Origin of the sequence: Bradyrhizobium brasilense, assembly GCF_029714345.1 — a bacterium.
Taxonomy (GTDB): Bacteria; Pseudomonadota; Alphaproteobacteria; order Rhizobiales; family Xanthobacteraceae; genus Bradyrhizobium; species Bradyrhizobium australafricanum.
Window position 1 is genome coordinate 3,492,062 of sequence record NZ_CP121669.1, and the last position, 19,100, is coordinate 3,511,161.

The 19,100-nt window shown below is 64.2% G+C and carries 25 protein-coding genes; 17 read left to right on the forward strand and 8 right to left on the reverse strand.

Going from position 1 to position 19,100, the window contains the following annotated elements; all coding sequences use genetic code 11:
* The first annotated feature begins 7 nt into the window (after positions 1-7).
* Positions 8-1,891: a flagellar protein gene (locus tag QA635_RS16125; protein WP_283070261.1), complete on the forward strand. Its 1,884-nt coding sequence runs from the start codon at positions 8-10 to the stop codon at positions 1,889-1,891.
* A 136-nt stretch (positions 1,892-2,027) separates the two neighbouring features.
* Here QA635_RS16125 and flbT read toward each other — a convergent pair whose 3' ends face one another.
* Positions 2,028-2,459 (reverse strand): flagellar biosynthesis repressor FlbT, encoded by a 432-nt coding sequence (gene flbT, locus QA635_RS16130; protein ID WP_028337700.1) that lies wholly within the window; start codon positions 2,457-2,459, stop codon positions 2,028-2,030.
* A gap of 366 nt (positions 2,460-2,825) precedes the next feature.
* Between flbT and QA635_RS16135 the strand changes: the two genes are divergently transcribed.
* The 3 genes from QA635_RS16135 to QA635_RS16145 all read left to right on the forward strand — a co-directional run bounded on the left by QA635_RS16135 (position 2,826) and on the right by QA635_RS16145 (position 4,962).
* Positions 2,826-3,995: a flagellin N-terminal helical domain-containing protein gene (locus QA635_RS16135; protein WP_283070265.1), complete on the forward strand. Its 1,170-nt coding sequence runs from the start codon at positions 2,826-2,828 to the stop codon at positions 3,993-3,995.
* 207 nt (positions 3,996-4,202) lie between these two features.
* Entirely contained in the window at positions 4,203-4,568 is a 366-nt protein-coding gene (gene flaF / locus QA635_RS16140) for a flagellar biosynthesis regulator FlaF (RefSeq protein WP_016846762.1), read from the forward strand.
* Between the two features lie 28 nt (positions 4,569-4,596).
* Complete coding sequence (locus tag QA635_RS16145) at positions 4,597-4,962, forward strand: hypothetical protein (RefSeq protein WP_016846761.1); 366 nt, start codon at positions 4,597-4,599, stop codon at positions 4,960-4,962.
* Between the two features lie 18 nt (positions 4,963-4,980).
* On the opposite strand, the gene QA635_RS16150 is transcribed toward QA635_RS16145, so the two are convergent.
* From QA635_RS16150 to QA635_RS16165, 4 genes are all read right to left on the reverse strand, one after another.
* Complete coding sequence (locus tag QA635_RS16150; protein WP_028337698.1) at positions 4,981-5,367, reverse strand: hypothetical protein; 387 nt, start codon at positions 5,365-5,367, stop codon at positions 4,981-4,983.
* 160 nt (positions 5,368-5,527) lie between these two features.
* The gene (locus QA635_RS16155; protein ID WP_283070269.1) at positions 5,528-6,031 is read right to left on the reverse strand and encodes a hypothetical protein; all 504 of its coding nucleotides are present in this window, start codon (positions 6,029-6,031) and stop codon (positions 5,528-5,530) included.
* A gap of 19 nt (positions 6,032-6,050) precedes the next feature.
* Complete coding sequence (gene flgJ / locus QA635_RS16160; protein ID WP_425249163.1) at positions 6,051-6,407, reverse strand: flagellar assembly peptidoglycan hydrolase FlgJ; 357 nt, start codon at positions 6,405-6,407, stop codon at positions 6,051-6,053.
* Complete coding sequence (locus tag QA635_RS16165; protein WP_038385504.1) at positions 6,407-7,531, reverse strand: flagellar basal body P-ring protein FlgI; 1,125 nt, start codon at positions 7,529-7,531, stop codon at positions 6,407-6,409. Before QA635_RS16165 ends, flgJ begins: the two co-directional genes overlap by 1 nt.
* 268 nt (positions 7,532-7,799) lie before the next feature.
* Between QA635_RS16165 and QA635_RS16170 the strand changes: the two genes are divergently transcribed.
* On the forward strand, positions 7,800-8,213 hold the full coding sequence (locus QA635_RS16170) for a flagellar assembly protein FliX (RefSeq protein WP_057016669.1): 414 nt from the start codon (positions 7,800-7,802) through the stop codon (positions 8,211-8,213).
* Between the two features lie 50 nt (positions 8,214-8,263).
* On the opposite strand, the gene QA635_RS16175 is transcribed toward QA635_RS16170, so the two are convergent.
* Positions 8,264-8,650 carry a winged helix-turn-helix transcriptional regulator gene (locus QA635_RS16175; RefSeq protein ID WP_028337693.1) on the reverse strand — a complete coding sequence of 129 codons (387 nt, stop codon included), beginning with the start codon at positions 8,648-8,650 and terminating at the stop codon, positions 8,264-8,266.
* Positions 8,651-8,754: 104 nt separating this feature from the next.
* Here QA635_RS16175 and QA635_RS16180 point away from each other — a divergent pair, with 104 nt between their 5' ends.
* The 3 genes from QA635_RS16180 to QA635_RS16190 all read left to right on the forward strand — a co-directional run bounded on the left by QA635_RS16180 (position 8,755) and on the right by QA635_RS16190 (position 10,987).
* A complete protein-coding gene (locus QA635_RS16180; protein ID WP_283070272.1) occupies positions 8,755-9,366 on the forward strand; it encodes an NAD(P)-dependent oxidoreductase in 612 nt (203 codons plus the stop codon).
* Positions 9,367-9,576: 210 nt separating this feature from the next.
* Positions 9,577-9,942: an RNA polymerase-binding protein DksA gene (dksA, locus tag QA635_RS16185; protein ID WP_170991616.1), complete on the forward strand. Its 366-nt coding sequence runs from the start codon at positions 9,577-9,579 to the stop codon at positions 9,940-9,942.
* Positions 9,943-10,180: 238 nt separating this feature from the next.
* Positions 10,181-10,987, forward strand: coding sequence for a phytanoyl-CoA dioxygenase family protein (locus QA635_RS16190; RefSeq protein ID WP_283070276.1), 807 nt, complete (start codon positions 10,181-10,183; stop codon positions 10,985-10,987).
* Positions 10,988-11,068: 81 nt separating this feature from the next.
* Here QA635_RS16190 and QA635_RS16195 read toward each other — a convergent pair whose 3' ends face one another.
* Positions 11,069-11,497 carry a winged helix-turn-helix transcriptional regulator gene (locus QA635_RS16195; RefSeq protein ID WP_225160156.1) on the reverse strand — a complete coding sequence of 143 codons (429 nt, stop codon included), beginning with the start codon at positions 11,495-11,497 and terminating at the stop codon, positions 11,069-11,071.
* Between the two features lie 98 nt (positions 11,498-11,595).
* On the opposite strand from QA635_RS16195, the gene QA635_RS16200 reads away from it, so the two are divergent.
* A complete protein-coding gene (locus tag QA635_RS16200; protein ID WP_283070278.1) occupies positions 11,596-12,624 on the forward strand; it encodes an SDR family oxidoreductase in 1,029 nt (342 codons plus the stop codon).
* Positions 12,625-12,732: 108 nt separating this feature from the next.
* Positions 12,733-13,518 (forward strand): 2-keto-4-pentenoate hydratase, encoded by a 786-nt coding sequence (locus QA635_RS16205; protein WP_225160158.1) that lies wholly within the window; start codon positions 12,733-12,735, stop codon positions 13,516-13,518.
* A gap of 228 nt (positions 13,519-13,746) precedes the next feature.
* Here the strand turns inward: QA635_RS16205 and QA635_RS16210 are convergent, their stop codons facing one another.
* Complete coding sequence (locus QA635_RS16210) at positions 13,747-14,499, reverse strand: carbonic anhydrase (protein ID WP_092084928.1); 753 nt, start codon at positions 14,497-14,499, stop codon at positions 13,747-13,749.
* A gap of 771 nt (positions 14,500-15,270) precedes the next feature.
* Between QA635_RS16210 and QA635_RS16215 the strand changes: the two genes are divergently transcribed.
* The 7 genes from QA635_RS16215 to QA635_RS16245 all read left to right on the forward strand — a co-directional run bounded on the left by QA635_RS16215 (position 15,271) and on the right by QA635_RS16245 (position 19,080).
* Positions 15,271-15,594 carry an ArsR/SmtB family transcription factor gene (locus QA635_RS16215; protein ID WP_016846748.1) on the forward strand — a complete coding sequence of 108 codons (324 nt, stop codon included), beginning with the start codon at positions 15,271-15,273 and terminating at the stop codon, positions 15,592-15,594.
* Positions 15,591-16,022 carry an SRPBCC family protein gene (locus QA635_RS16220; protein WP_225647911.1) on the forward strand — a complete coding sequence of 144 codons (432 nt, stop codon included), beginning with the start codon at positions 15,591-15,593 and terminating at the stop codon, positions 16,020-16,022. The genes QA635_RS16215 and QA635_RS16220 overlap by 4 nt, the downstream gene beginning before the upstream one ends.
* Before the next feature lie 197 nt (positions 16,023-16,219).
* Complete coding sequence (locus QA635_RS16225; RefSeq protein ID WP_283070283.1) at positions 16,220-16,447, forward strand: hypothetical protein; 228 nt, start codon at positions 16,220-16,222, stop codon at positions 16,445-16,447.
* A 39-nt stretch (positions 16,448-16,486) separates the two neighbouring features.
* Complete coding sequence (locus tag QA635_RS16230; protein ID WP_283070285.1) at positions 16,487-16,918, forward strand: DUF1801 domain-containing protein; 432 nt, start codon at positions 16,487-16,489, stop codon at positions 16,916-16,918.
* A 34-nt stretch (positions 16,919-16,952) separates the two neighbouring features.
* Entirely contained in the window at positions 16,953-17,456 is a 504-nt protein-coding gene (locus QA635_RS16235) for a GNAT family N-acetyltransferase (protein WP_283070286.1), read from the forward strand.
* A 188-nt stretch (positions 17,457-17,644) separates the two neighbouring features.
* Entirely contained in the window at positions 17,645-18,688 is a 1,044-nt protein-coding gene (locus tag QA635_RS16240; RefSeq protein ID WP_283070288.1) for a phosphatase PAP2 family protein, read from the forward strand.
* A 119-nt stretch (positions 18,689-18,807) separates the two neighbouring features.
* A complete protein-coding gene (locus QA635_RS16245; protein ID WP_225160164.1) occupies positions 18,808-19,080 on the forward strand; it encodes a hypothetical protein in 273 nt (90 codons plus the stop codon).
* The last annotated feature ends 20 nt before the right edge of the window (positions 19,081-19,100 follow it).

Here is a 19,100-nt window from a genome sequence, read left to right on the forward strand (position 1 = left end):
GGGTAACATGTCGATCGACGGCGTCAGCGGCAGAACTTCCTATATCGGCACCACGATCCTCAACCTGCGAAATCAGCTCAATGACCTGACCACGCAGCTTGCGACCGGCAAGGTATCGACCACCTATGCGGGGCAGGGGCTCGATCGCGGTTTCGCGCTCAGCCTGCGCGCGCAGATCAGCGGCATCAACGCGTTCTCCGATACCGCCACCAACCTCAACACGCGCCTGAGTGTCGCGAACCTCACCTTGCAGGGCCTGTCCGACGTCGGGACCCAGGTGAAGAACGCCGCGACGACGGCGACGCTGACGCTCAACGACAGCGGTCAGACCTCGGGCCAGATCACGGCGCAGGCGGCCTTCGCCAACGCGGTCGCGATGCTGAACAGCCAGTCGGGCGACCGCTATCTGTTTTCCGGCCGTGCGATGGATACGCCGGCCACGGTGTCCGCCGATACCATGCTCAAGGGCACGGCAACCCAGGCCGGGCTCTCGCAGCTCATCAATGAGCGCAAGCAGGCCGATCAGGGCGCCGGCATGATGGGCCGCCTGAGCGTCTCGTCGCCGCCGGCGACCACGACGGTCACGAGTATCGCCGAGGACGGCTCGCCGTTCGGCCTGAAGCTCTTGTCGGTGCAGTCGTCGTTGACGGGCGGCGCCACGGTGACGCAGCCGACCGGCACGCCGAAATCGGCTTCGGTCGATCTCGGCGCCGTCAATCCGAAGGACGGCGACAAGATCAAGTTCAACTTCACACTGCCCGACGGCACCACCGAAGCGATCGAACTCACGGCGACGACGACGAACCCGCCGCCCGCCGGCTCGTTCCTGATCGGTACCGACACCGCGGCGACGACGGCCAACCTGCAGTCGACGCTGACCTCGTCGATCAAGACGTTGAGCGACACGTCGCTGGTCGCGGCGTCCGCGGTCGCGGCATCGAACAATTTCTTCAATCCGGTCGCGACCGTCTCGGGCGCCGCGGTCAACAACCGGAACACGCCGCCGGCGCCGATCAGCGGCGCCACGGCGCTGTCGGGGGCGGCGGGCACCGACTCGCTGTCGACGAGCTTTGCCGCCGGCGATACCATCACGGTGAACGGCACGCCGATCACCTTCGTGGCCTCGGGCGCCACCGGCAACCAGGTCAACGTCACCGACAGCGTGCAGACGCTGATGGCCAAGATCGACCAGATCAGCGGCACCAAGAACCCGTCGACCATCAGCAACGGCGCGATCACCCTGCACGGCGCCGACGGCGAGAGCCTGTCGATCTCGAGCTCCAATACGGCCGCACTCGGCGCGCTCGGCATCGCCAACAACACCACCGCAGCGCCGGCGCCGCTGAGGGTAGGGGGACCGCCGTTCGACACCGCCACCAACCTGGTCGCGGGCACGCCCGACAACACCGTCTACTGGTACACCGGCGAGGATGGCCCGGGGTCGGCGCGCGGCACCGCGGTCGCCCAGGTCGATCAGTCGATCACCGTGCAGTATGGCGCGCGCGCCAACGAACAGGCCTTCCGCTATTTGCTGCAGAACGTCGCGGTGTACGCAGCCGTCACCACCAACGCCAGCAACCCGAATGCGAGCGCGCAGGTGACGGCGCTCGCGCAGCGCGTGAGCGCCAACCTCGCCCCGCAAAACGGTCAGCAGCAGATCCAGGACGTGCAGGCCGAATTCGCCGGTGCCCAGACCGCGACCAAGGCGGCCACCGATCGGCAGACCCAGCTCAAGGGGATGGCGGAAACGATGCTCGACTCGGTCGAGGGCGTCAATCAGGACGAGGTCGCGACCAAGATCCTGGCGCTGCAAACCAGCTTGCAGGCGTCGTACCAGACCACGTCGATGCTGTATCAGACGACGCTGCTGAAATACCTGCCGATCAGCTGATCGCGCGCCCCTGAACTCCAGCCAGCAAAAAGGCCTCCGCGCGGAGGCCTTTTTCGTTCAGGCGAGTGGGGCTGGAGCGTTCTCAAGCGAAGCGGACGCCGGTTCGCGTGAAGAAAGCGCGTCAAAACAAGAGGCTTTACGCGCTCTTGCGTGTGTCGTCGCGCTCGGCGTTCTGCTGGTCGCGCGCGGTTTCCAGCAGCTTCTCTTCGTGTGCGATCAGCTTCTTGGATTCCTTCAACGCGTGATAGAGGTCGCCGTTGAGGATGAAGTTGTTGACGCTTTCGATGAAGGGCCACGCGCTCGGCATCGCGGTGATGATGTCGCGCACCAGACTGAAATAGGTCGGGTGGTGCGCCATCGGGTCCGGCGACAGATACATCAGCTGCACGGCCAGATAGATCAGCTTCGCCGGCGTGTCCGCGGTCTCGGGCGTCAGGATATCCTTCTCGCGCAGGATCGGGATGCGGTCGCCGTCGATCAGCAGGCGGGCGCGCTGGTCGGTGTTGGTGATCACGCAATTGCCGACGATGATGCGTTCGTTCGGTTTGAGTTCGACCTTCAGGGCCATGACCGTTCTCCTTTGCCTGCAGTCGCGCGACGTCTTCGCTGGCGGAGCGAAGTGGTTCGGCACTGCTTAGCAGCCGCCGTTGCGGGCAGGGGCCGATGCGACAGTGATCCTTTCCCATGATGGTTAATGCTTGGTGAACGAGAGGCGGGCGCTGGCGTCGTTATCTGGCCGGAATTGTCAGTCGTCTCAGTAGTTTTCAGGGTGAACCTCGCCCAATGGCGACAATTTTATTCTTCGGCCTTTGTCTCAAATGCCGCGCCGGAGATTTCGTTTTCCTTCGCGGCCAGACCGCAGGATCGGCCATCCGCCCGATCAGAAAGGATTGGAGCGGCTTTTTCCTCAGTTTCACACCAGAAAGGTATGAAAATGTCCGATATCATTCTCTCCTCCTCGGTTCGTCAGAACCTCCTCTCCCTCCAGTCCACCGCCGATCTGCTCTCCACGACGCAGAACCGCCTTGCCACCGGCAAGAAGGTCAACACGGCGCTCGACAACCCGACCAACTTCTTCACCGCGCAGGCGCTCGACAACCGCGCCAGCGACATCAACAACCTGCTCGACGGCATCGGCAACGGTGTGCAGGTGCTGCAGGCCGCCAACACCGGCATCACCTCGCTGCAGAAGCTGGTCGATACCGCGAAGTCGATCGCCAACCAGGTGCTGCAGAGCCCGACCGGCTACACCACCAGGTCGCAGGTCACCTCGACTGCGGCGCTCGGCGGCACGTCTGCCAACCTCGTCGACGGCACCACGATCAAGAGCGGCGACGTGCTGGCGATCGCGGCTTCGGCCGGCCAACCCGCCTTCAGCTTCACCTTCGGGGCGAGCACGTCGCTGGCGCAGCTGAACACGTCGCTGGCGGCCAGCAACCTGACGGCGAGCCTCGACAGCTCCAACAAGCTCGTCATCACCACGACCAATGACGCGGCGTCCTCGACGATCGGTGCGGTGACCTTCACCAACACCGGCGGCGGCACCGCGACCTTCAGCGCGGCCGGCACGGCCCCGGTTGCCGACCAGGCGTCGCAGTCGGCGCGCGCCGCTCTGGTGACGCAGTACAACAACACCATCGCGCAGATCACGACCACGGCGCAGGACGCCTCGTTCAACGGCATCAACCTGTTGAACGGCGACAGCCTGAAGCTGACTTTCAACGAGACCGGAAAGTCGACGCTCAGCATCACCGGCGTCACCTTCAATGCCAGCGGCCTCGGTCTGAAGGCGCTGACCGCCGGCACCGACTTCCTCGACAACAACTCGGCGAACAGCGTCATCTCGTCGCTGAGCTCGGCGAGCTCCGCGTTGCGCAGCGAAGCCTCGACGCTCGGTTCGAACCTGTCGATCGTGCAGATCCGTCAGGACTTCTCGAAGAACCTGATCAACGTGCTGCAGACCGGTTCGTCCAACCTGACGCTGGCCGACACCAACGAGGAAGCGGCCAACAGCCAGGCGCTGTCGACCCGCCAGTCGATAGCGGTCTCCGCGCTGGCGCTCGCCAACCAGAGCCAGCAGAGCGTGCTGCAACTGCTCCGCTAAGCGCGCCGGCAATTGCTTCGAGAACGGCGGGGGAAACCCCGCCGTTTTCTTTTGTCTCCGGGATATTACGGTGTCTGTCCATGCCGTCAGAACGACGCATTTCGTAACGCCTGCTAACCATATTTAAAGGCGCCGGATGCATAAATATCGGGCGCTAGAATTGCGTCTTCGCGGCTCGAGAAATCCGCATCCCATCGAGGTCATTGAATGTCGAATGCAGCCCAGGCCTACGCTCGTACCTCCACGACGACGGCGTCCCCACGTGAAATCGAAGCGCAGGCGCTGTTGAAGGCCGCGCGGCAGCTGCAGGAAGTCCAGACGAACTGGAACGGTCCCGACAAGGCGCTCGATCACGCGTTGCTGTTCAACCGCCGGCTGTGGTCGATCTTTCTCAGCGCCGCGCAGGGCGACGACAATCCGCAGCCGCTCGAGATTCGCCAGAACATCGCCAATATCGGCGTGTTCGTGATGAAGCAGACCGTCGACATCCAGATGAATCCGGATCCGGCGAAACTGAAGTCGCTGATCGATATCAACTGCAATATCGCTGCCGGCCTCTCGGGTCGCGGCTGATCGATCGATTCCTGACGGAGCCCTCGGCATGGCCGACGTGTTGAGCATCCTGTCGGCCAACTACAAGGCCGCCGGCCTGACGGTCCCGTCGAAGACGCCCTATGTGGCCGTCGATCCGAACCTCTATGAGGGCAGCTGGAGCGGCAAGTACGCCAACAACAAGTCGTTCAACATCTCGGTGTCGAACGTCGATGGCTTCCGCGCCAAGGTCCACTACCAGAGCGACGGCACCAGCAAGTATCAGGACGTGCTGATCAAGGATGGCGGGTTCAGGATCGGCGATACCAAGTTCGCGCTGGTGCAGCAGGGGACGGCGTTGATCGCCAACGTCGTCACCGATCCGGCCACCGGCGCGACCTATCTCGACAAGGCCTACGCCACGCAGAAGACCTGAGCGGTCGTTGCTCCGCGCCTAGGCGCGGCGATCGGTGGCGCGCACCCGCGTCGGCGCGTCCTTGCTGAGATCGAGCGCGTGGAAATAGGCGCGGCGGCGCAATACGGCTTCTTCCGGAAACTGCCTCACCACCAAATTCGTGCGATTGTCGACCACCTGATAGACCACGGCGCGCGCGTCGCGGTCGATGATGACCTGGTCGCTGACCGACGGAGCCTGATTTGAAATCGATGCGTTGACGGCGTTGGGATCGATGGTGACGCGCACGCTCGGCTCCGGAGCGGTGACGCTCTGGCTCGCCGGCAGTTCAGTCTTGACCGCCTTCTGCGCCGTATCGCTCGTGGGAGAGACCATCGGCGCCGCGACCGGTGCCCCCACCGGCTTGATGTTGAAATCTGTACTCATGGCAGCCTCGTAGTGCACAAGCACTAGTTTGCTTGAGTCAAATCCCAACCCCTCACGATCCGCAACTCTACGGGGAACCTCTCAATAGGCTGTTAGAAAACACGCTGAATGCCGCGCTGCCGGGGCGGCATCGAATTGAGCTAAATTGTAGGCGTAGGCGTCAGAGCGTGCGGCTGATCGCGATCGGCGTCATGTTGCGGGGGCCCGGCGTGGCGCGCTGTCCGCTCGCGGTATAGGTGTTCGGAATGTTGCGGCGCTGCACCTCGGCATTGACGCCGCGCACGATGCCTTCGGAGACGGCATGCGCCGTTGCAAGCACGGTCAAATTGACCTGCAGCATGGCGCGGAACGTCTCGTGATGACGGCGCAGCGTCGCGAGCAGCTCGGGATCGGTCTGCGACAGCATCTTCTGCATCGATTTCAGATGCTCCACCGCGAGCATGTAGCGCCGCGACAGCTCGGACTTCTGCGGCTCGAGCCGCATGCCCTCGCGGATCTTGCCGGCGCGGACGAACTCGGTCTCCTGCTCGATGACGGCGAGCAGGCCGCTCATCACTTCGGTCAGCTCGTTGGCGAGACGCGCGACGTCCGGCGGCGTCGACGTCGCGGACCGCGCGGCGGAGGCGGATGCTGCTGGCCGCGGCTGCTGTGGACGCTGGTTCATCGCACTGCTCCTTGAAACCCTAGCTCTTGTTCGCCTGCTGCAGGATCAGCGAGCGGAACACTTCGTTGGAAATGCCGACGCCGCCGGCCTTGGCGAAGTTCTTCGAGTATTCGTCGGTCAGCATCGACCGCCATGCGCCGGTGCCGACGGTGTCGCCGTACGGGCCATCGCCCTTCAGGCCGGTCGTCATCTGCGAGAACATCGAATTCAGGAACATCGATTCGAAATCGGTCGCGGTCGCCTTCGCCTTGGCGGCCTGCTGCGGCGTCACCTTCTTCAGCGCGTCCTGCAGCACGGGATCGGGGCGGCCGTTGAACATCGGCATCAACGCCTTGTTCGGCATGCTGCCGGTGGTGCTGTCGATCAGACTCGCCATCACATCACCTCGATGTCGGCTTCGATCGCGCCGGCGGCCTTGATCGCCTGCAGGATGCTGATGAGGTCGCGCGGTCCGATGCCGAGGCCGTTGAGGCCGTCGACCAGCTGCTGCAGCGAGACGCCGTCCTTGACCACGGCGAACTTCTTGCCGTCCTCGCTGACGCCGACGCTGGTGCGCGGTGTCACGACTGTTCGGCCGCGCGACAGCGGATTGGGCTGGCTGACCTGCGGACTCTCGGAGATCGAGACGGTGAGATTGCCCTGCGCGACGGCGACGGTGGCGACGCGGACGTCGCGGCCCATCACGATGATGCCGGAACGCTCGTCGATCACGATCTTTGCCACCAGATCGGGATCGACCTGCAGCTGCTCGATCTCGGTCAGGAAGGCGACGACGTTGCCCTTGAACTCCGTCGGGATCGCAAGCTGCACCGTGGAGGGATCGATCGGCTCGGCGGTCTTGACGCCGAGATAGTCGTTGACCGCAGCAGCGATCCGCTTGGCGGTGGTGAAGTCGGCGTTGCGCAGCGCGAGGCGCACATTGGGCAGGCGGTTGAGCGCGAACTCGATCTCGCGCTCGATGATGGCGCCGTTGGCGATCCGGCCGACGGTCGGCACGCCGCGCACGACACTGGCGGCGGCACCTTCGGCCGCGAAGCCGGCGACCGCCACCGATCCCTGCGCCACCGCATAGACATTGCCGTCGGCGCCGAGCAGGGGGGTGACGAGCAGGGTGCCGCCCTGCAGGTTCTTGGCATCGCCGAGCGCCGAGACGGTGACGTCCATGCGCGTGCCCTGGGTGCCGAACGCCGGCAGATTGCCGGTCACCATCACGGCGGCGACGTTGCCGGTGCGGATGGTGGCGCCGCGGATGTTAACGCCCATGCGCTCGAGCATCGCCTGCAGCGATTGCTTGGTGAAGGGGATGTTGTTGAGCGTATCGCCGGTGCCGTTGAGGCCGACCACGAGGCCGTAGCCGATCAGCTGGTTCTGGCGCACGCCCTCGATATTGGCGAGATCCTTGATCCGCGACGTCGCGGCCGCCGGCATGACGGAGGCCGCCAGCGCCAGCAGCGCGGCGCAGGCCACTCCGAACAGATTTGCGATGCGGATGCCGGGCATCCCGATGCTCCCCTCAAACTGAACTCGCGGATTGCGCGACACTCCCATGACGGCGATCCGCCATTAACCATGCGAGCTGCGTGCCACTCCGCTTCGCTTCGGCAATGTGTTGATATATTTATCGAAATTGTCTGACCGTCGTTTTGCTCCGGTTCGCCAGGGAGCGCGAAACTGCCGCGCGGCGGCAGAAATTGCCGGGTCGTTTACGCGTCGTTAACCATAAAACAGCGATGCTCGGCCCATTCAGGCCTGCGGGATCATCACGACGATGCGCATCTACGGACCGAACGGCACCACGCTTGGCACGTCCACCAGCGCCACGCGGCGCACCTCGTCGAGCGGCTTCTCGCTGCCGGATGCGACGACCGCGCAGGAGGAGGTGCGCTCCACCGCGGCGCCGAAGGCCGCCGCCAGCCTCGATGCGCTGCTCGCGCTGCAGGGCGTCGAGGACCCGACCGAGCGCCGCAAGCGCTCGGTGGCCCGCGGCAAGGGCGCGCTCGACGTGCTCGATGCGCTCAAGCTCGGTCTGCTGTCCGGCAATTTCGATTCCTCCACGGTGAACCGGCTGCGTGACGCCGCGGCGAGCCTGAAGGAATCTTCCGGCGATCCCGGTCTCGATGCCGTGCTCGGTGAGATCGAACTGCGCGTCGAGGTCGAGCTCGCCAAGGCCGGGCAATACTAGGCTCCTCCCGATCAACTCACCTGTCCCACGCCGCCATTGCCTGCGGTGCCTCAGGCCGCTAGCGCCTTGCGCTGCGCGTCGTAGCGGCGCTGCGCGGCCAGCACGTCCTTCAGATTCCGTTCGGCCCAGTCGCGCAGCGGATCGACGGCTTCGGCGAGCGTCGATCCGAGCGGCGTGATTGAATACTCCACCGTCACCGGCACCGTTGCGATCGCCCGGCGACGCAGCAGCCCGTCGCGCTCCAGGCTTTTCAGCACCTGCGACAGCATCTTCTGCGAGATGCCTTCGATCGCGCGTCGGAGCTGGTTGAAGCGCATCGGCTCGCTGCGCAGCAGCAGCAGGATCAGCACCGCCCATTTGTCGCCGACCCGGTCGAGGATCTGGCGCGTCGGGCAATTGGCGGCATAGGCGTCCGGCTTGAGGCTCGTGGCTTTCATCGCGGTTACTCCGGCGTGATCAGGTGAGACGAGAGTGCCTTCTTCACACCTACATCCATTTCGCTATCTAGTCACCATTGGAAACCATCAATCGGAGACTTGAGATGAAGATCGCCATCGCCGGCGCGTCCGGCCAGGCCGGCTCGCGTATCACCGCGGAACTCGCCCGCCGCGGCCACGCCGTCACCGCCATCGCCCGCAACCCGGAGAAGATCGCCGGCCTGCCCAATGTCACCGCCCGCAAGGGTGACGCGAACGACCAGGCCGCCTTGGCCGCGCTGTGGGCCGGCCACGATGCCGCGATCAGTTCAATCCATTTCCTGGTCAGCGACCCCGCCAAGCTGATCGGGGCTGCCAAGGCATCCGAAGTCGGCCGCTATCTCGTGGTCGGCGGCGCCGGCAGCCTTGACGTGGCGCCGGGCGTCCGCCTGGTGACCACCCCCAACTTTCCGCCCCAATACAAGGCCGAGGCCTCCAAGGGGGCTGAATTCCTCGACCTGCTGCGCCAGGAGAAGGACCTGAACTGGACCTTCTTGTCGCCCTCGGCGCTGTTCGTGGCGGGCGAGCGGACCGGCAAGTTCCGCCTCGGAACCGACCAGCTCCTGACCGCAGCCGACGGCAAAAGCTCGATCTCGTTCGAGGATTTCGCAGTTGCACTCGCCGACGAAATCGAGCGTCCGGCCCATATCCGCCGGCGTTTCACGGTCGGTTATTGAGGGGGCAGGGCCGTCCCCGGGCAGGCCGGATAAGTTTGCCTGTGCAAGGCCTTGGGGGCGGCCCTCCTTTCGCGGTGGCAGATATTGTCTGTCACATGACGTGGCTATATAAGGCGCCGCGCGGAAGGGTTGTGTTCCCTCCGCCTGACAGGGACATGGCTGCCTTTGGAAAAGCTGAAGAACTACCGGCCGACTGAAAAAGAGCCTTTCATGAATGAGCGGCAGCGCGACTATTTCCGCGCCAAGCTGCTGGCCTGGAAGGATGAAATCCTCCGCGAATCGAAGGTCACGTTGCAGACGTTGCAGGAAGAGAACGTCAATCATCCCGACCTCGCGGACCGAGCGTCCTCGGAAACCGACCGCGCGATCGAACTTCGTGCCCGCGACCGTCAGCGCAAACTGATCTCCAAGATCGACGCGGCGCTCCAGCGCATCGAAGACAACACCTACGGCTATTGCGAAGAGACCGGTGAACCGATCTCGCTGAAGCGGCTCGAAGCCCGCCCGATCGCAACGCTGTCGGTGGAGGCGCAGGAACGCCACGAGAAGCGCGAGAAGGTCTATCGCGACGAATAGTGGCGACGGATCGCCACGGATTGCTACCGGCGCGTACCGGTTGTACGTTCGCGCCGCTATGATGACACGCACTCTCAACATCGCTTCGGTGTTTTTCCTGGGCTGATCCCGCTTCCTCCTGGAAGCGCTGAGCGGCCCCACGAGCTTTCGCTCCTGGGATTCCAGTGAAACCGAATGAGCCGGTCAGGTTCCGCGCAGCGCGGAGCATCGATGGCTGGCGACAGTTTGAGAGACAATCATGACCCATCGAAACGACGCGCGTGCGCTTGACGGCGCGCAGATCGAGCAATTCATCCAACAGGGCTTTGTCCGGATCGACAGCGCCTTTCCCCGGGAACTCGCCGACCGGGGACGCGCCATCATGTGGCGCGACTTGTCGCGCAGCGAGCACGACCCTTTGACTTGGACCCAACCGGTGATCCGGTTGCCGGGGTACGGCGGCACGCCGTTTCGCGAAGCGATCAACACGCCGCTGCTGCACCGGGCGTTCGACCAGATCGCCGGTCCCGGCCACTGGCGCCCGCGCGCCGACATCGGAACCTTTCCGGTGCGCTTCCCGCATCCGGACGATCCCGGCGATGCCGGCTGGCACGTCGACGTCAGCTTCCCCGGCGAGGATTGCGACCCGAACGAGCGCAGCGACTTCTCCGCCTGGCGGGCCAATGTCGTCTCGCGCGGCCGGGCGCTGTTGCTGCTGTTCCTGTTCTCCGACGTCGGCGAGGACGATGCGCCAACCCGGATCAGGGTCGGCTCGCATTGGCCGATGGCCCGCTACCTCGCGCCGGCGGGCGAGGCCGGGCGCGCACGGATGGTGCTCGACGATGTCGGCGCCGACTGCGAGGTCGCGCTCGCGACCGGGGAGGCCGGCACGGTCTATCTGTGTCATCCGTTGCTGGTGCATGCCGCGCAGAAGCATCGGGGCACGACGCCGCGCTTCATGGCGCAGCCATCGCTCGCTGCCGGCGAACCGTACCGGCTGGAACGTGCGGACGGTGCGTATTCGCCGGTCGAGATCGCGATCCGGCAGGCGCTTGGCATGAAGTGAAGTCCGATGATGCGCCTCGGACCCGCAAGCGGGAGAGGGAATGTAATTCCTATGTCGAAACGGTTTATGGCGAGACGACGTTCAGGTCAGTCCGGCTCCGAGCGTCGTCGTGCTTGCCGCGCTATTGCGGCGCGGGCCGAACGTCTTCGACCATGCCAGCAATTCGCGGAACGCCGGCGTCAGGCTCCAGGCCGAATCCGTCAGCTCGTATTCGACCTGCAGCGGCTTCTCGGCGAGCACCTTGCGCGCCACCAGGCCGTCGCGCTCGAGCTCGCGCAGCTGTGCGGTCAGCATGTGCTGGGTGATCGGCGCGAGCGCGCGGCGCAGCGCGCCGAACCGCACGCCGCCATTCATCAGCGTGAACAGGATCTCGAGCTTCCATTTTCCCCCGAGCGCGTGGATCGCGTGCTTGAATTCGATCAGCACATTGGGGTCGGTGGGGCAGCTCTCGCATTCACCGCCGTCACACATATCGCTGGTATTGTTTTCCATACCGGTCTCGAATTTCATCCTACTTGTCCAAGGTCAGATAGTGACCAGATGCGGCCTGTGCAGGGCGGGCAGTGCAATGTTGGGCCCATCCGCCGAACCATGAAGAGGGCAGGGACATGAGCACGGTTTTGGTCACAGGCGGATCGGGTTTCATCGGCGCGCATACCATCCTGCACCTGCTTGCCGACGGGCATGCGGTGCGAACGACGGTGCGCAATCCGGGTCGCAGCAACGACGTGATCGCGATGCTGCGCGAGGGTGGCGCGCTGGCGCCCGACCAGGTCGGCTTCGTCACCGCCGACCTGCTGCGCGACGACGGTTGGCGCGAGGCGGCCACCGGGTGCGACTACGTGCTGCATGTCGCATCGCCGCTCGGCGCCTATGTGCCCGAGGACGAGAACGAGTTGATCGTCCCGGCGCGGGAAGGCACGCTGCGGGTGTTGCGCGCCGCGCGTGACGCCGGCGTCAAGCGCGTGGTCGTGACGTCGTCGTTCGCGGCAATCGGTTACGGCCATCCGCCGCAGGCAGCGCCCTTCAACGAGACCGTATGGTCCAATCTCGATGGCGAGGGCGTGCAGGCCTATCCGAAATCCAAGACGCTGGCCGAGCGCGCCGCCTGGGATTTCGTCGCGCGCCAAGGCAATGGCCTCGAGCTTGCCGTGGTCAACCCCACCGCGGTGTTCGGCCCGGCGCTCGGTGCCGATTTCTCCGAGTCGATCGGCATCATCAAGGCGCTGCTCGACGGCGCGATGCCGGCGGTGCCGCGGATCCATTTCGGCCTCGTTGACGTCCGCGATGTCGCCGACCTGCATCTGCGCGCCATGATGTCGCCCGAGGCCAGCGGTGAGCGCTTCCTGGCGGTCGCCGGCGAGACCATGTCGATCCTCGGGGTCGCCCGGGTGCTGCGCGCAAAGCTCGGCAGCAAGGCGCGGCGCGTGCCGCGGTTCCAGGCGCCGGACTGGATGATGCGGCTCGCCGCACGGCGCAACCCGATGGCCCGTGCCGCGCTCCCGCTGCTCGGCAAGGTGCGCCGCGCGACCAGCGCCAAGGCGCAGCACCTGCTCGGCTGGCGCCCGCGCGGCAATGAGGAGATGATCGTCGCGACCGCCGAGAGCCTGATCCGGCTCGGCCTCGTCAAGGGCTGACGGCAGCTCCCGTGCAGCGTGCTTGCCAGACGCGTCGGCGAGTGCTGAATTGCAGCCAGCAGACGGAGGCGCCACCGCGCCGCCGAGAACACCAGGGAGGCTGCGCAGATGGATCGGGTCCTCGCGGCCGCAAAGGCGATTGCCAGCGCGCGCCGCAGCCGGGCGCCGCTCAAGGCGCTTCCGAAGGACGTGGTGCCGCGCGACGAGGCCGAAGGCTATCAGGTGCAGTACGCGCTGCACGCTCTGATGCAGCCACACGTCGGCAGCCTCGTCGGCTACAAGATCGGCTGCACCAGCGCGGTGATGCAGGAATATATCAACATCCCGCACCCCTGCGTCGGTGGCGTGTTCGAGAAGGTCGTGCATGACAGCGGCGTGCGGCTGCCGGCGGCCGAGTTCGTCCATGTCGGCGTCGAGTGCGAGATCGCGGTGCGGCTCGCCCGCAATCTCGCTCCCAGCGAGGCGCCGTTCACCGCCGAATGGGTCGCGGAAGCGATCGATGCCTACTATCCCGCGATCGAGATCGTCGACGACCGCTACGTCAAATGGGAGACATTGGGCGCGCCGACGCTGATTGCCGACGACTTCTTCGCCGCCGGTTGCGTGCTCGGGGAGGAGGTGCCGCGCATCACCGTGCCCGATCTGCGCGCGGTCGCGGGACGCGCGATCGTCAACGGCAAGGAAGAAGGCCGCGGCACCGGCGCCGACGTGCTCGGGCACCCCCACAACGCGCTCGCCTGGCTCGCCAATCATCTCGCTACTGAAGGCCGCGGCCTGCATGCCGGCCAGATCGTGCTGACCGGCAGCCTGGTCAAGACGGTGTGGCTGAACGCGGGCGACACGGTCGTGATGGAGCTCGACGGCCTCGGCAAGGTGGAAGCGACATTCACCTGAGGCGACGTTGTGCGAGCCTGGCTCCACATAAAGATGTCGTCCCTGCCTAGTGCGCAATTGCGCACGGGAGCAGGGACCCATAACCACGAATGCTGATTGTTGCACGGCGCGGGAACGACGAGCGCGGTTCACGACAACCGCCGGGGGGTATGGGTCCCTGCTTTCGCAGGGACGACACCGAGTGTGCAGCGCGACCTTGACCTGACTTTTACTGAATTCACCTGACTTTCAAGTCGCCGGACGTTTGACGTCGGTGACGAGCTCGACCTTGCCGTCGGTCAGCCGATAAACTGCGCCGACCACCCTGAGCTTGCCCTGATCGACCGCGGCGCTAAGGATCGGCGTCGCCGATTTCAGCTTCGCGACGTTGTCGATGACGTTCTGCCTGATGGCGTTGGCAAGGCGGTCGCCTCCCTTGCCCTCGGTCGCCTTCACCGCCGGTGCGATCGCATTGACCAGCGAGGGCAGATGGCCGGGCAGGGTGGTGTTGTCCTTCAGCGACTTGATGGCGGCGTCGACCGCCCCGCAGCTGTCGTGGCCGAGCACCATGAACAGCGGCACGTTGAGCACGGCCGATGCATATTCCAGGCTCGCGATGGTCTCGTCGCTGGCGAAATTGCCGGCGATGCGGCAGACGAACAGATCGCCGCGGCCGGTGTCGAAGGCGTATTCCGGTGCGATGCGGGAGTCCGCGCAACTCAGGATGCCGGCGAACGGATTCTGTCCGCCGGCCAGCGCCTCGCGCTCGTGCTTGAAATCATGCCGCCGCGAGACGCCTTCGACATAGCGGTGATTGCCCTTCACCAGCCGCTCCAGCGCCGCGTCCGGCGCCAGCACATTCTGCGGCTTCGGCGGCGATTTGGTTTCCTTGGCGGAAACCGGCGGGGCAAGGGCGAGGCTGGCGGCGGTGCAGGCCGCGGCAGCGAGGAAGCGGCGCCGGGAGGTCTGGGTGGGAGCTGTGATTTCGCAAAGCTGGCACATCAAAAATCTCCGTAAAATTATCCGGGAATAGCGATCGCGTCCGTGCAAAGGTTGTAGATCATGCGCAGTGCCACCGCAACGACACGGTTTCATGCTCGGTCCCTGCTCCCATGTGCAATTGCGCACTAGGCAGGGATGACGGTGAGGACGAGTCGCAATTCAAGATGTCAAACAGCGCGGTGTGATGACCCGCTAAAGCGAAAGCGGGTGATCCAGTATTGCAGAGACGGCTGTGCTTGAGCCGAGAGGCCGCGGCGTATTGGATCGCCCGGTCCCGTCTTCGCCAAGGCTTCGGCGAGGCCATGCATCCTTGGCGCGCCGAAGCTTCAGCGGAGGCGGCGAGCCGGGTGATGACAGAGCGGATTCCACACACACGATCGTCGTCCTGGCGAATGCCAGGACCCACCACCGCACCTGATGATGAAAGGGATCGTGGCTCAGCATCGCGCAACAACTCTCATTTGGGGTAATGGGTCCTGGCTTTCGCCAAGACGACATGGAATGTGTTGCGCGTTGTGAGTCAAACTTCCGCATTCTCGCGACATGATTTGCCCGAGCTTTGCTCTTCGTTCCGCCCGGATTTGCCCGACGGGCCGATCGGCGCCGCCGGATAACCTGCGGGTTATGAAAGGCGCGGGCGGTCTTGTCGTGCCATCGCGCCGGAAAAACTCAGGTGGCGCGGCCGCTGTCGAGCCGCCGAAGTTTGCGATTGACTCATCCATAGCTGGCTGGCTATACGTCAATCCATAACCAACGGGTTATTGATCGCAAATGCCGGACGCTCATGACATCCTGTTTCGAACCCTCGCAGACCCGACCCGCCGGGCCATCTTCGAGCGCCTGTGCCGCGAGGGCGAGCAGACCGTCGGCGCGCTGACGGCCCGCGCCAGGATCTCGCAGCCGGCGGTGTCGAAGCATCTCGGTGTGCTGAAGCAGGCCGGACTGGTGCGCGACCGCCATGAAGGCAGGCAGACCCATTACAGCGCGCAACTCGGCGCGCTGGCGCCGCTGATCGACTGGACCAGCCAGATGGCGGGCTTCTGGCAGAACCGGTTCGACCACCTCGAAGATCTCCTCAAAAGGATGGACCAATGAACAAGACCACCGCTGAAACGCGCTCCGCGATCGTCGAGCGTGAATTTCCTCATCCGCCGGAAAAGCTCTGGCGCGCGCTGACCCAACCGCATCTGATGGAGGAGTGGCTGATGAAGAACGATTTCAAGCCGGAGGTCGGGCACAGCTTCAACCTGCGCGGCGAGTGGGGCGGCGTGCTGGACTGCAAGGTGCTCACTGTGGAGCCGCACAGGACGCTGTCCTACACTTGGAATTTCGCGCATGCGGATGCCGCCTACAATCTCGAGAGCGTCGTGGTCTTCACGCTGACGCCGACGGCGACCGGCACCCATCTGCGCGTCGAGCAGTCCGGCTTCCAGCCGCATCAGAAGCAGGCCTATGGCGGCGCCCATGCCGGATGGAAGCAGTTCCTCGAGAATCTCGATCAGCTGATGGCGCGGGAAGGTTGACGGTCTCTCTCTCGTCATTGCGAGCCAACGGGCCGGCGCATAGCGCCGCCCGATGACAGGCTCCGCGAAGCAATCCATCGTGCCGCATACACGGATAGATGGATTGCTTCGTCGCTTCAGCGCAAAATTGCTCTGCAATTTTGTCGCGAGCTCCTCGCAATGACGATTGTGCATACATCATCCAACAGGAGGTCACATTGAACTGGAACAACTGGATCCGGCAATCGCACCGCTGGCTCTCGATCGCCTTCACGGTTGCCGTCATCATCAACATCGTCGCCATGGTCCTGCAGCAGCAGGCGGTCTGGATCGGCCTGCTGGCGCTGTTCCCGCTGATCTTCATGCTGCTCAGCGGCCTTTATCTGTTCGCGTTGCCCTATCTGTCGCCGCGGCGGATCGCGAGAGGCTCGACCTCGGCGTCCTGAGTGTGGTTGCATGGAGGCTCAGAACGCGAGGCAAGAATAATGACGGCATCGGAACGTATCGACCGGATGATCGAGGATCTCACCGACTGGCGCGGCAAGACGCTCGCCAGCCTGCGCAAGAGCATCCTCGCCGCCGATCCTGAGATCATCGAGGAGTGGAAGTGGATGGGCAGCCCGGTGTGGTCGCGCGACGGCATCATCGCGGTCGGCAATGCCCACAAGGGTAAGGTCAAGCTGACCTTCATGTATGGCGCGCAGCTGCCGGACCCCGACAGACTGTTCAACACCGGCTTCGAGGGCAATGCGCGGCGCGCAATCGATCTGTTCGAGGGCGACAAGGTCAACGCCCCTGCGCTGAAGACGCTCATTCGTGCCGCGATCGAGCTTAACCAGGCCAAATCCAGGAAATCTGCGAAGAAGCCGGCGAAGAAGGCCGCGGGTACCCGCGCAACCGCGAAGAAGAAGGCGTGAGCTGCGCCGCCATGGTGCTGGCGATCCATCCGTGATGATCAAGACCAGGCTCGCCACATTGTCCGATGCGGCCGTCATCTCCGCGCTGTTGACGGCCGACAGCGGGGAGCACGGCGGCATGCTGCTCGGGCAATGGCCGCGCGAGGTGATCGAGACGCGCATTGCAAGCGGGCAATCGATCGTCGTCGCGACCGACGATGAGGGCAGGCTGCTCGGCGCGCTCCTGACGTCGGAGAAGGGATATGGCGAGGCGCCGCCGGTGCAGGCCATGCTGAAGGCCTGGCCGGGGCGAGAAGATGCGTATGTCTATGGTCCGGTGTGCGTTTCGCGGGACGCGCGCGGCCTTGGCGTGCTGGAGGCGTTGTACGCGAAGCTTCAGGCGACGTCCCCCGGCCGCGAGGCAATCCTGTTCATCAGGGAAGACAATCCGCGCTCGCTGAAGGCGCATCTGCGCCTCGGCATGCGCGAGGTCGCGCGATACGACTTCGGCGGCAAGGTCTTCATTGTCCTGAGCGACAGGCTGGATCTCCGTCAGTAGCCGGGCCTTCGCGCATGGGAGCCCAACTCCCCCTTTCAGAGATATAACGAAATAAACCGTTCACTATTGGACATGAAATCCATCCGGTTGTAGCGGTGTACCGACGCAACTTAACCAATGATTGCTAAACCTGTGGCTGTGGAATGAGCGGGTCTCGTGTTGAGACGCCCGCTGGAATGGCAGTCGGAATGCTCAGTCATTTGGTTGGTCCGTCACCGATCGTGTCGTCGGCGGACATCCTTGCCCTGCGAAGGGTCTCTCCAGAGGCCAATGCTGCGGCAGAGACATCTCGGGGAACCCACCTCTACAAATGGAGCATGTTCGGCTCCTGGCTTGTTGTCGTGGCGGCGGGCGGCTTCACCGGCTTCCTGCTTTGGAGATTTCGGGTCGCGATTGACGCCAGGGATCTGGCGCTGTTTTCCGGCATGATGGCGTTCCTCATCATCGTCCATGTCGTCTATGGCAAATGGCGTTCCGCGCCGACACTCTCTCATCTGGGCGGAGCTGTCGCCGCTACTTGCTGGTCAATCATGGCGGCTGCGGTCATCAGCCTCGTGGGCTTGCGATACAAGTTCCCCTTGATCGATGACGTTCTTAGTAACGCCGATCGTGCCGTCGGGGTCGACTTGCCGTCCATGATCGGGTGGTTTGCGGCTCATCCCTTGCTGTCCTATCTGCTATCTGTAGCTTACGACAGCTGGCTGCTCCAGCTTGCCGCACTGTTTCCGTTCCTGGCCATGATGGGACGCTTCAACAAGCTCTGGCAGCTGGTATTCGTGTTCAGCCTGACCGCGATTGTCGCTGCGACGTTTTCAGTGTTCTGGCCCGCCAGGGGAGCTTTTGCTTATTTCCACCATCCCATAGAGGTGCTTGCGCAACTTCCCGACGGCGCCGGAATCTATCATCTCGCGAAGTTCGAGTATTTTCGCAATGCGGCGTCTCCGAACGTGTCGTTTGGAAATCTGCAAGGCGTGGTGACATTCCCGTCGTTTCACACTTGCCTCGTCCTGATGACGATTTGTGCGACGACAGGGACGAGATGGCTGTTCGCCATCACGTTGATCTGGAATGCGCTTGTGCTGATCGCAACCGTTCCGATCGGCGGGCACTACGTCATCGATCTGTCTTGCGGTGCACTGCTGTGGCTGGCCGCGATGGCGGTTGAGGCGATGCTCGGCAGATCGTACGCCACCGTGCGCGGAATACCGGTGCCGGAGGCCGTGTCCGCCTAGCACGCGATCGCAGAGCCGGTCAGCGAGGCGATATCGCCCCTGTTTGATGCCGGCGGCGACTTGCAAGCTGAACCCGCCGAGCGTGGATCCGGCAAATCGGAGAGGGGGAGCAGACTTCAATGGATTGGGAAGCGCTTTGGGAAGCTCTGCTGGGCTCGTTTGTCCCAACGCCGACGGGCTCGAGCTTGCTCGACGCTGCCCCAACCGGAATCTTCCGCTCACCGCTTTTCTGGACGTGGATTGCGCTGCTCGCCGTTATGATCGGGCTGGCATACACGATCATTCACATCGGCATTCGGTCATCGCCGGCGTTGCTATGGCTCGTACTGCTCGTGGATGCCGTGGCTTGGGTGTTGGTGCGGCGCGCGCTCAAATGGCGCTACCCGATCTAGCGATCGGTTCGGCGATGAGG

Excerpts from the sequence above, each read along its gene's own strand:
- QA635_RS16145 (WP_016846761.1), top strand. The coding sequence starts at position 4,597 with ATGGCCGACGTGTTGAGCATCCTGTCGGCCAACTACAAGGCCGCCGGC.
- QA635_RS16180 (WP_283070272.1), top strand. The coding sequence starts at position 8,755 with ATGAAGATCGCCATCGCCGGCGCGTCCGGCCAGGCCGGCTCGCGTATC.
- QA635_RS16205 (WP_225160158.1), top strand. The coding sequence starts at position 12,733 with ATGGATCGGGTCCTCGCGGCCGCAAAGGCGATTGCCAGCGCGCGCCGC.
- QA635_RS16200 (WP_283070278.1), top strand. The coding sequence starts at position 11,596 with ATGAGCACGGTTTTGGTCACAGGCGGATCGGGTTTCATCGGCGCGCAT.
- QA635_RS16150 (WP_028337698.1), bottom strand. The coding sequence starts at position 5,367 with ATGAGTACAGATTTCAACATCAAGCCGGTGGGGGCACCGGTCGCGGCG.
- QA635_RS16245 (WP_225160164.1), top strand. The coding sequence starts at position 18,808 with ATGGATTGGGAAGCGCTTTGGGAAGCTCTGCTGGGCTCGTTTGTCCCA.
- QA635_RS16220 (WP_225647911.1), top strand. The coding sequence starts at position 15,591 with ATGAACAAGACCACCGCTGAAACGCGCTCCGCGATCGTCGAGCGTGAA.
- QA635_RS16235 (WP_283070286.1), top strand. The coding sequence starts at position 16,953 with ATGATCAAGACCAGGCTCGCCACATTGTCCGATGCGGCCGTCATCTCC.
- flgJ (WP_425249163.1), bottom strand. The coding sequence starts at position 6,407 with ATGGCGAGTCTGATCGACAGCACCACCGGCAGCATGCCGAACAAGGCG.
- flbT (WP_028337700.1), bottom strand. The coding sequence starts at position 2,459 with ATGGCCCTGAAGGTCGAACTCAAACCGAACGAACGCATCATCGTCGGC.
- QA635_RS16135 (WP_283070265.1), top strand. The coding sequence starts at position 2,826 with ATGTCCGATATCATTCTCTCCTCCTCGGTTCGTCAGAACCTCCTCTCC.
- QA635_RS16175 (WP_028337693.1), bottom strand. The coding sequence starts at position 8,650 with ATGAAAGCCACGAGCCTCAAGCCGGACGCCTATGCCGCCAATTGCCCG.
- QA635_RS16215 (WP_016846748.1), top strand. The coding sequence starts at position 15,271 with ATGCCGGACGCTCATGACATCCTGTTTCGAACCCTCGCAGACCCGACC.
- QA635_RS16125 (WP_283070261.1), top strand. The coding sequence starts at position 8 with ATGTCGATCGACGGCGTCAGCGGCAGAACTTCCTATATCGGCACCACG.
- QA635_RS16170 (WP_057016669.1), top strand. The coding sequence starts at position 7,800 with ATGCGCATCTACGGACCGAACGGCACCACGCTTGGCACGTCCACCAGC.
- dksA (WP_170991616.1), top strand. The coding sequence starts at position 9,577 with ATGAATGAGCGGCAGCGCGACTATTTCCGCGCCAAGCTGCTGGCCTGG.
- QA635_RS16210 (WP_092084928.1), bottom strand. The coding sequence starts at position 14,499 with ATGTGCCAGCTTTGCGAAATCACAGCTCCCACCCAGACCTCCCGGCGC.
- QA635_RS16230 (WP_283070285.1), top strand. The coding sequence starts at position 16,487 with ATGACGGCATCGGAACGTATCGACCGGATGATCGAGGATCTCACCGAC.
- QA635_RS16155 (WP_283070269.1), bottom strand. The coding sequence starts at position 6,031 with ATGAACCAGCGTCCACAGCAGCCGCGGCCAGCAGCATCCGCCTCCGCC.
- QA635_RS16240 (WP_283070288.1), top strand. The coding sequence starts at position 17,645 with ATGCTCAGTCATTTGGTTGGTCCGTCACCGATCGTGTCGTCGGCGGAC.
- QA635_RS16165 (WP_038385504.1), bottom strand. The coding sequence starts at position 7,531 with ATGCCCGGCATCCGCATCGCAAATCTGTTCGGAGTGGCCTGCGCCGCG.
- flaF (WP_016846762.1), top strand. The coding sequence starts at position 4,203 with ATGTCGAATGCAGCCCAGGCCTACGCTCGTACCTCCACGACGACGGCG.
- QA635_RS16195 (WP_225160156.1), bottom strand. The coding sequence starts at position 11,497 with ATGAAATTCGAGACCGGTATGGAAAACAATACCAGCGATATGTGTGAC.
- QA635_RS16190 (WP_283070276.1), top strand. The coding sequence starts at position 10,181 with ATGACCCATCGAAACGACGCGCGTGCGCTTGACGGCGCGCAGATCGAG.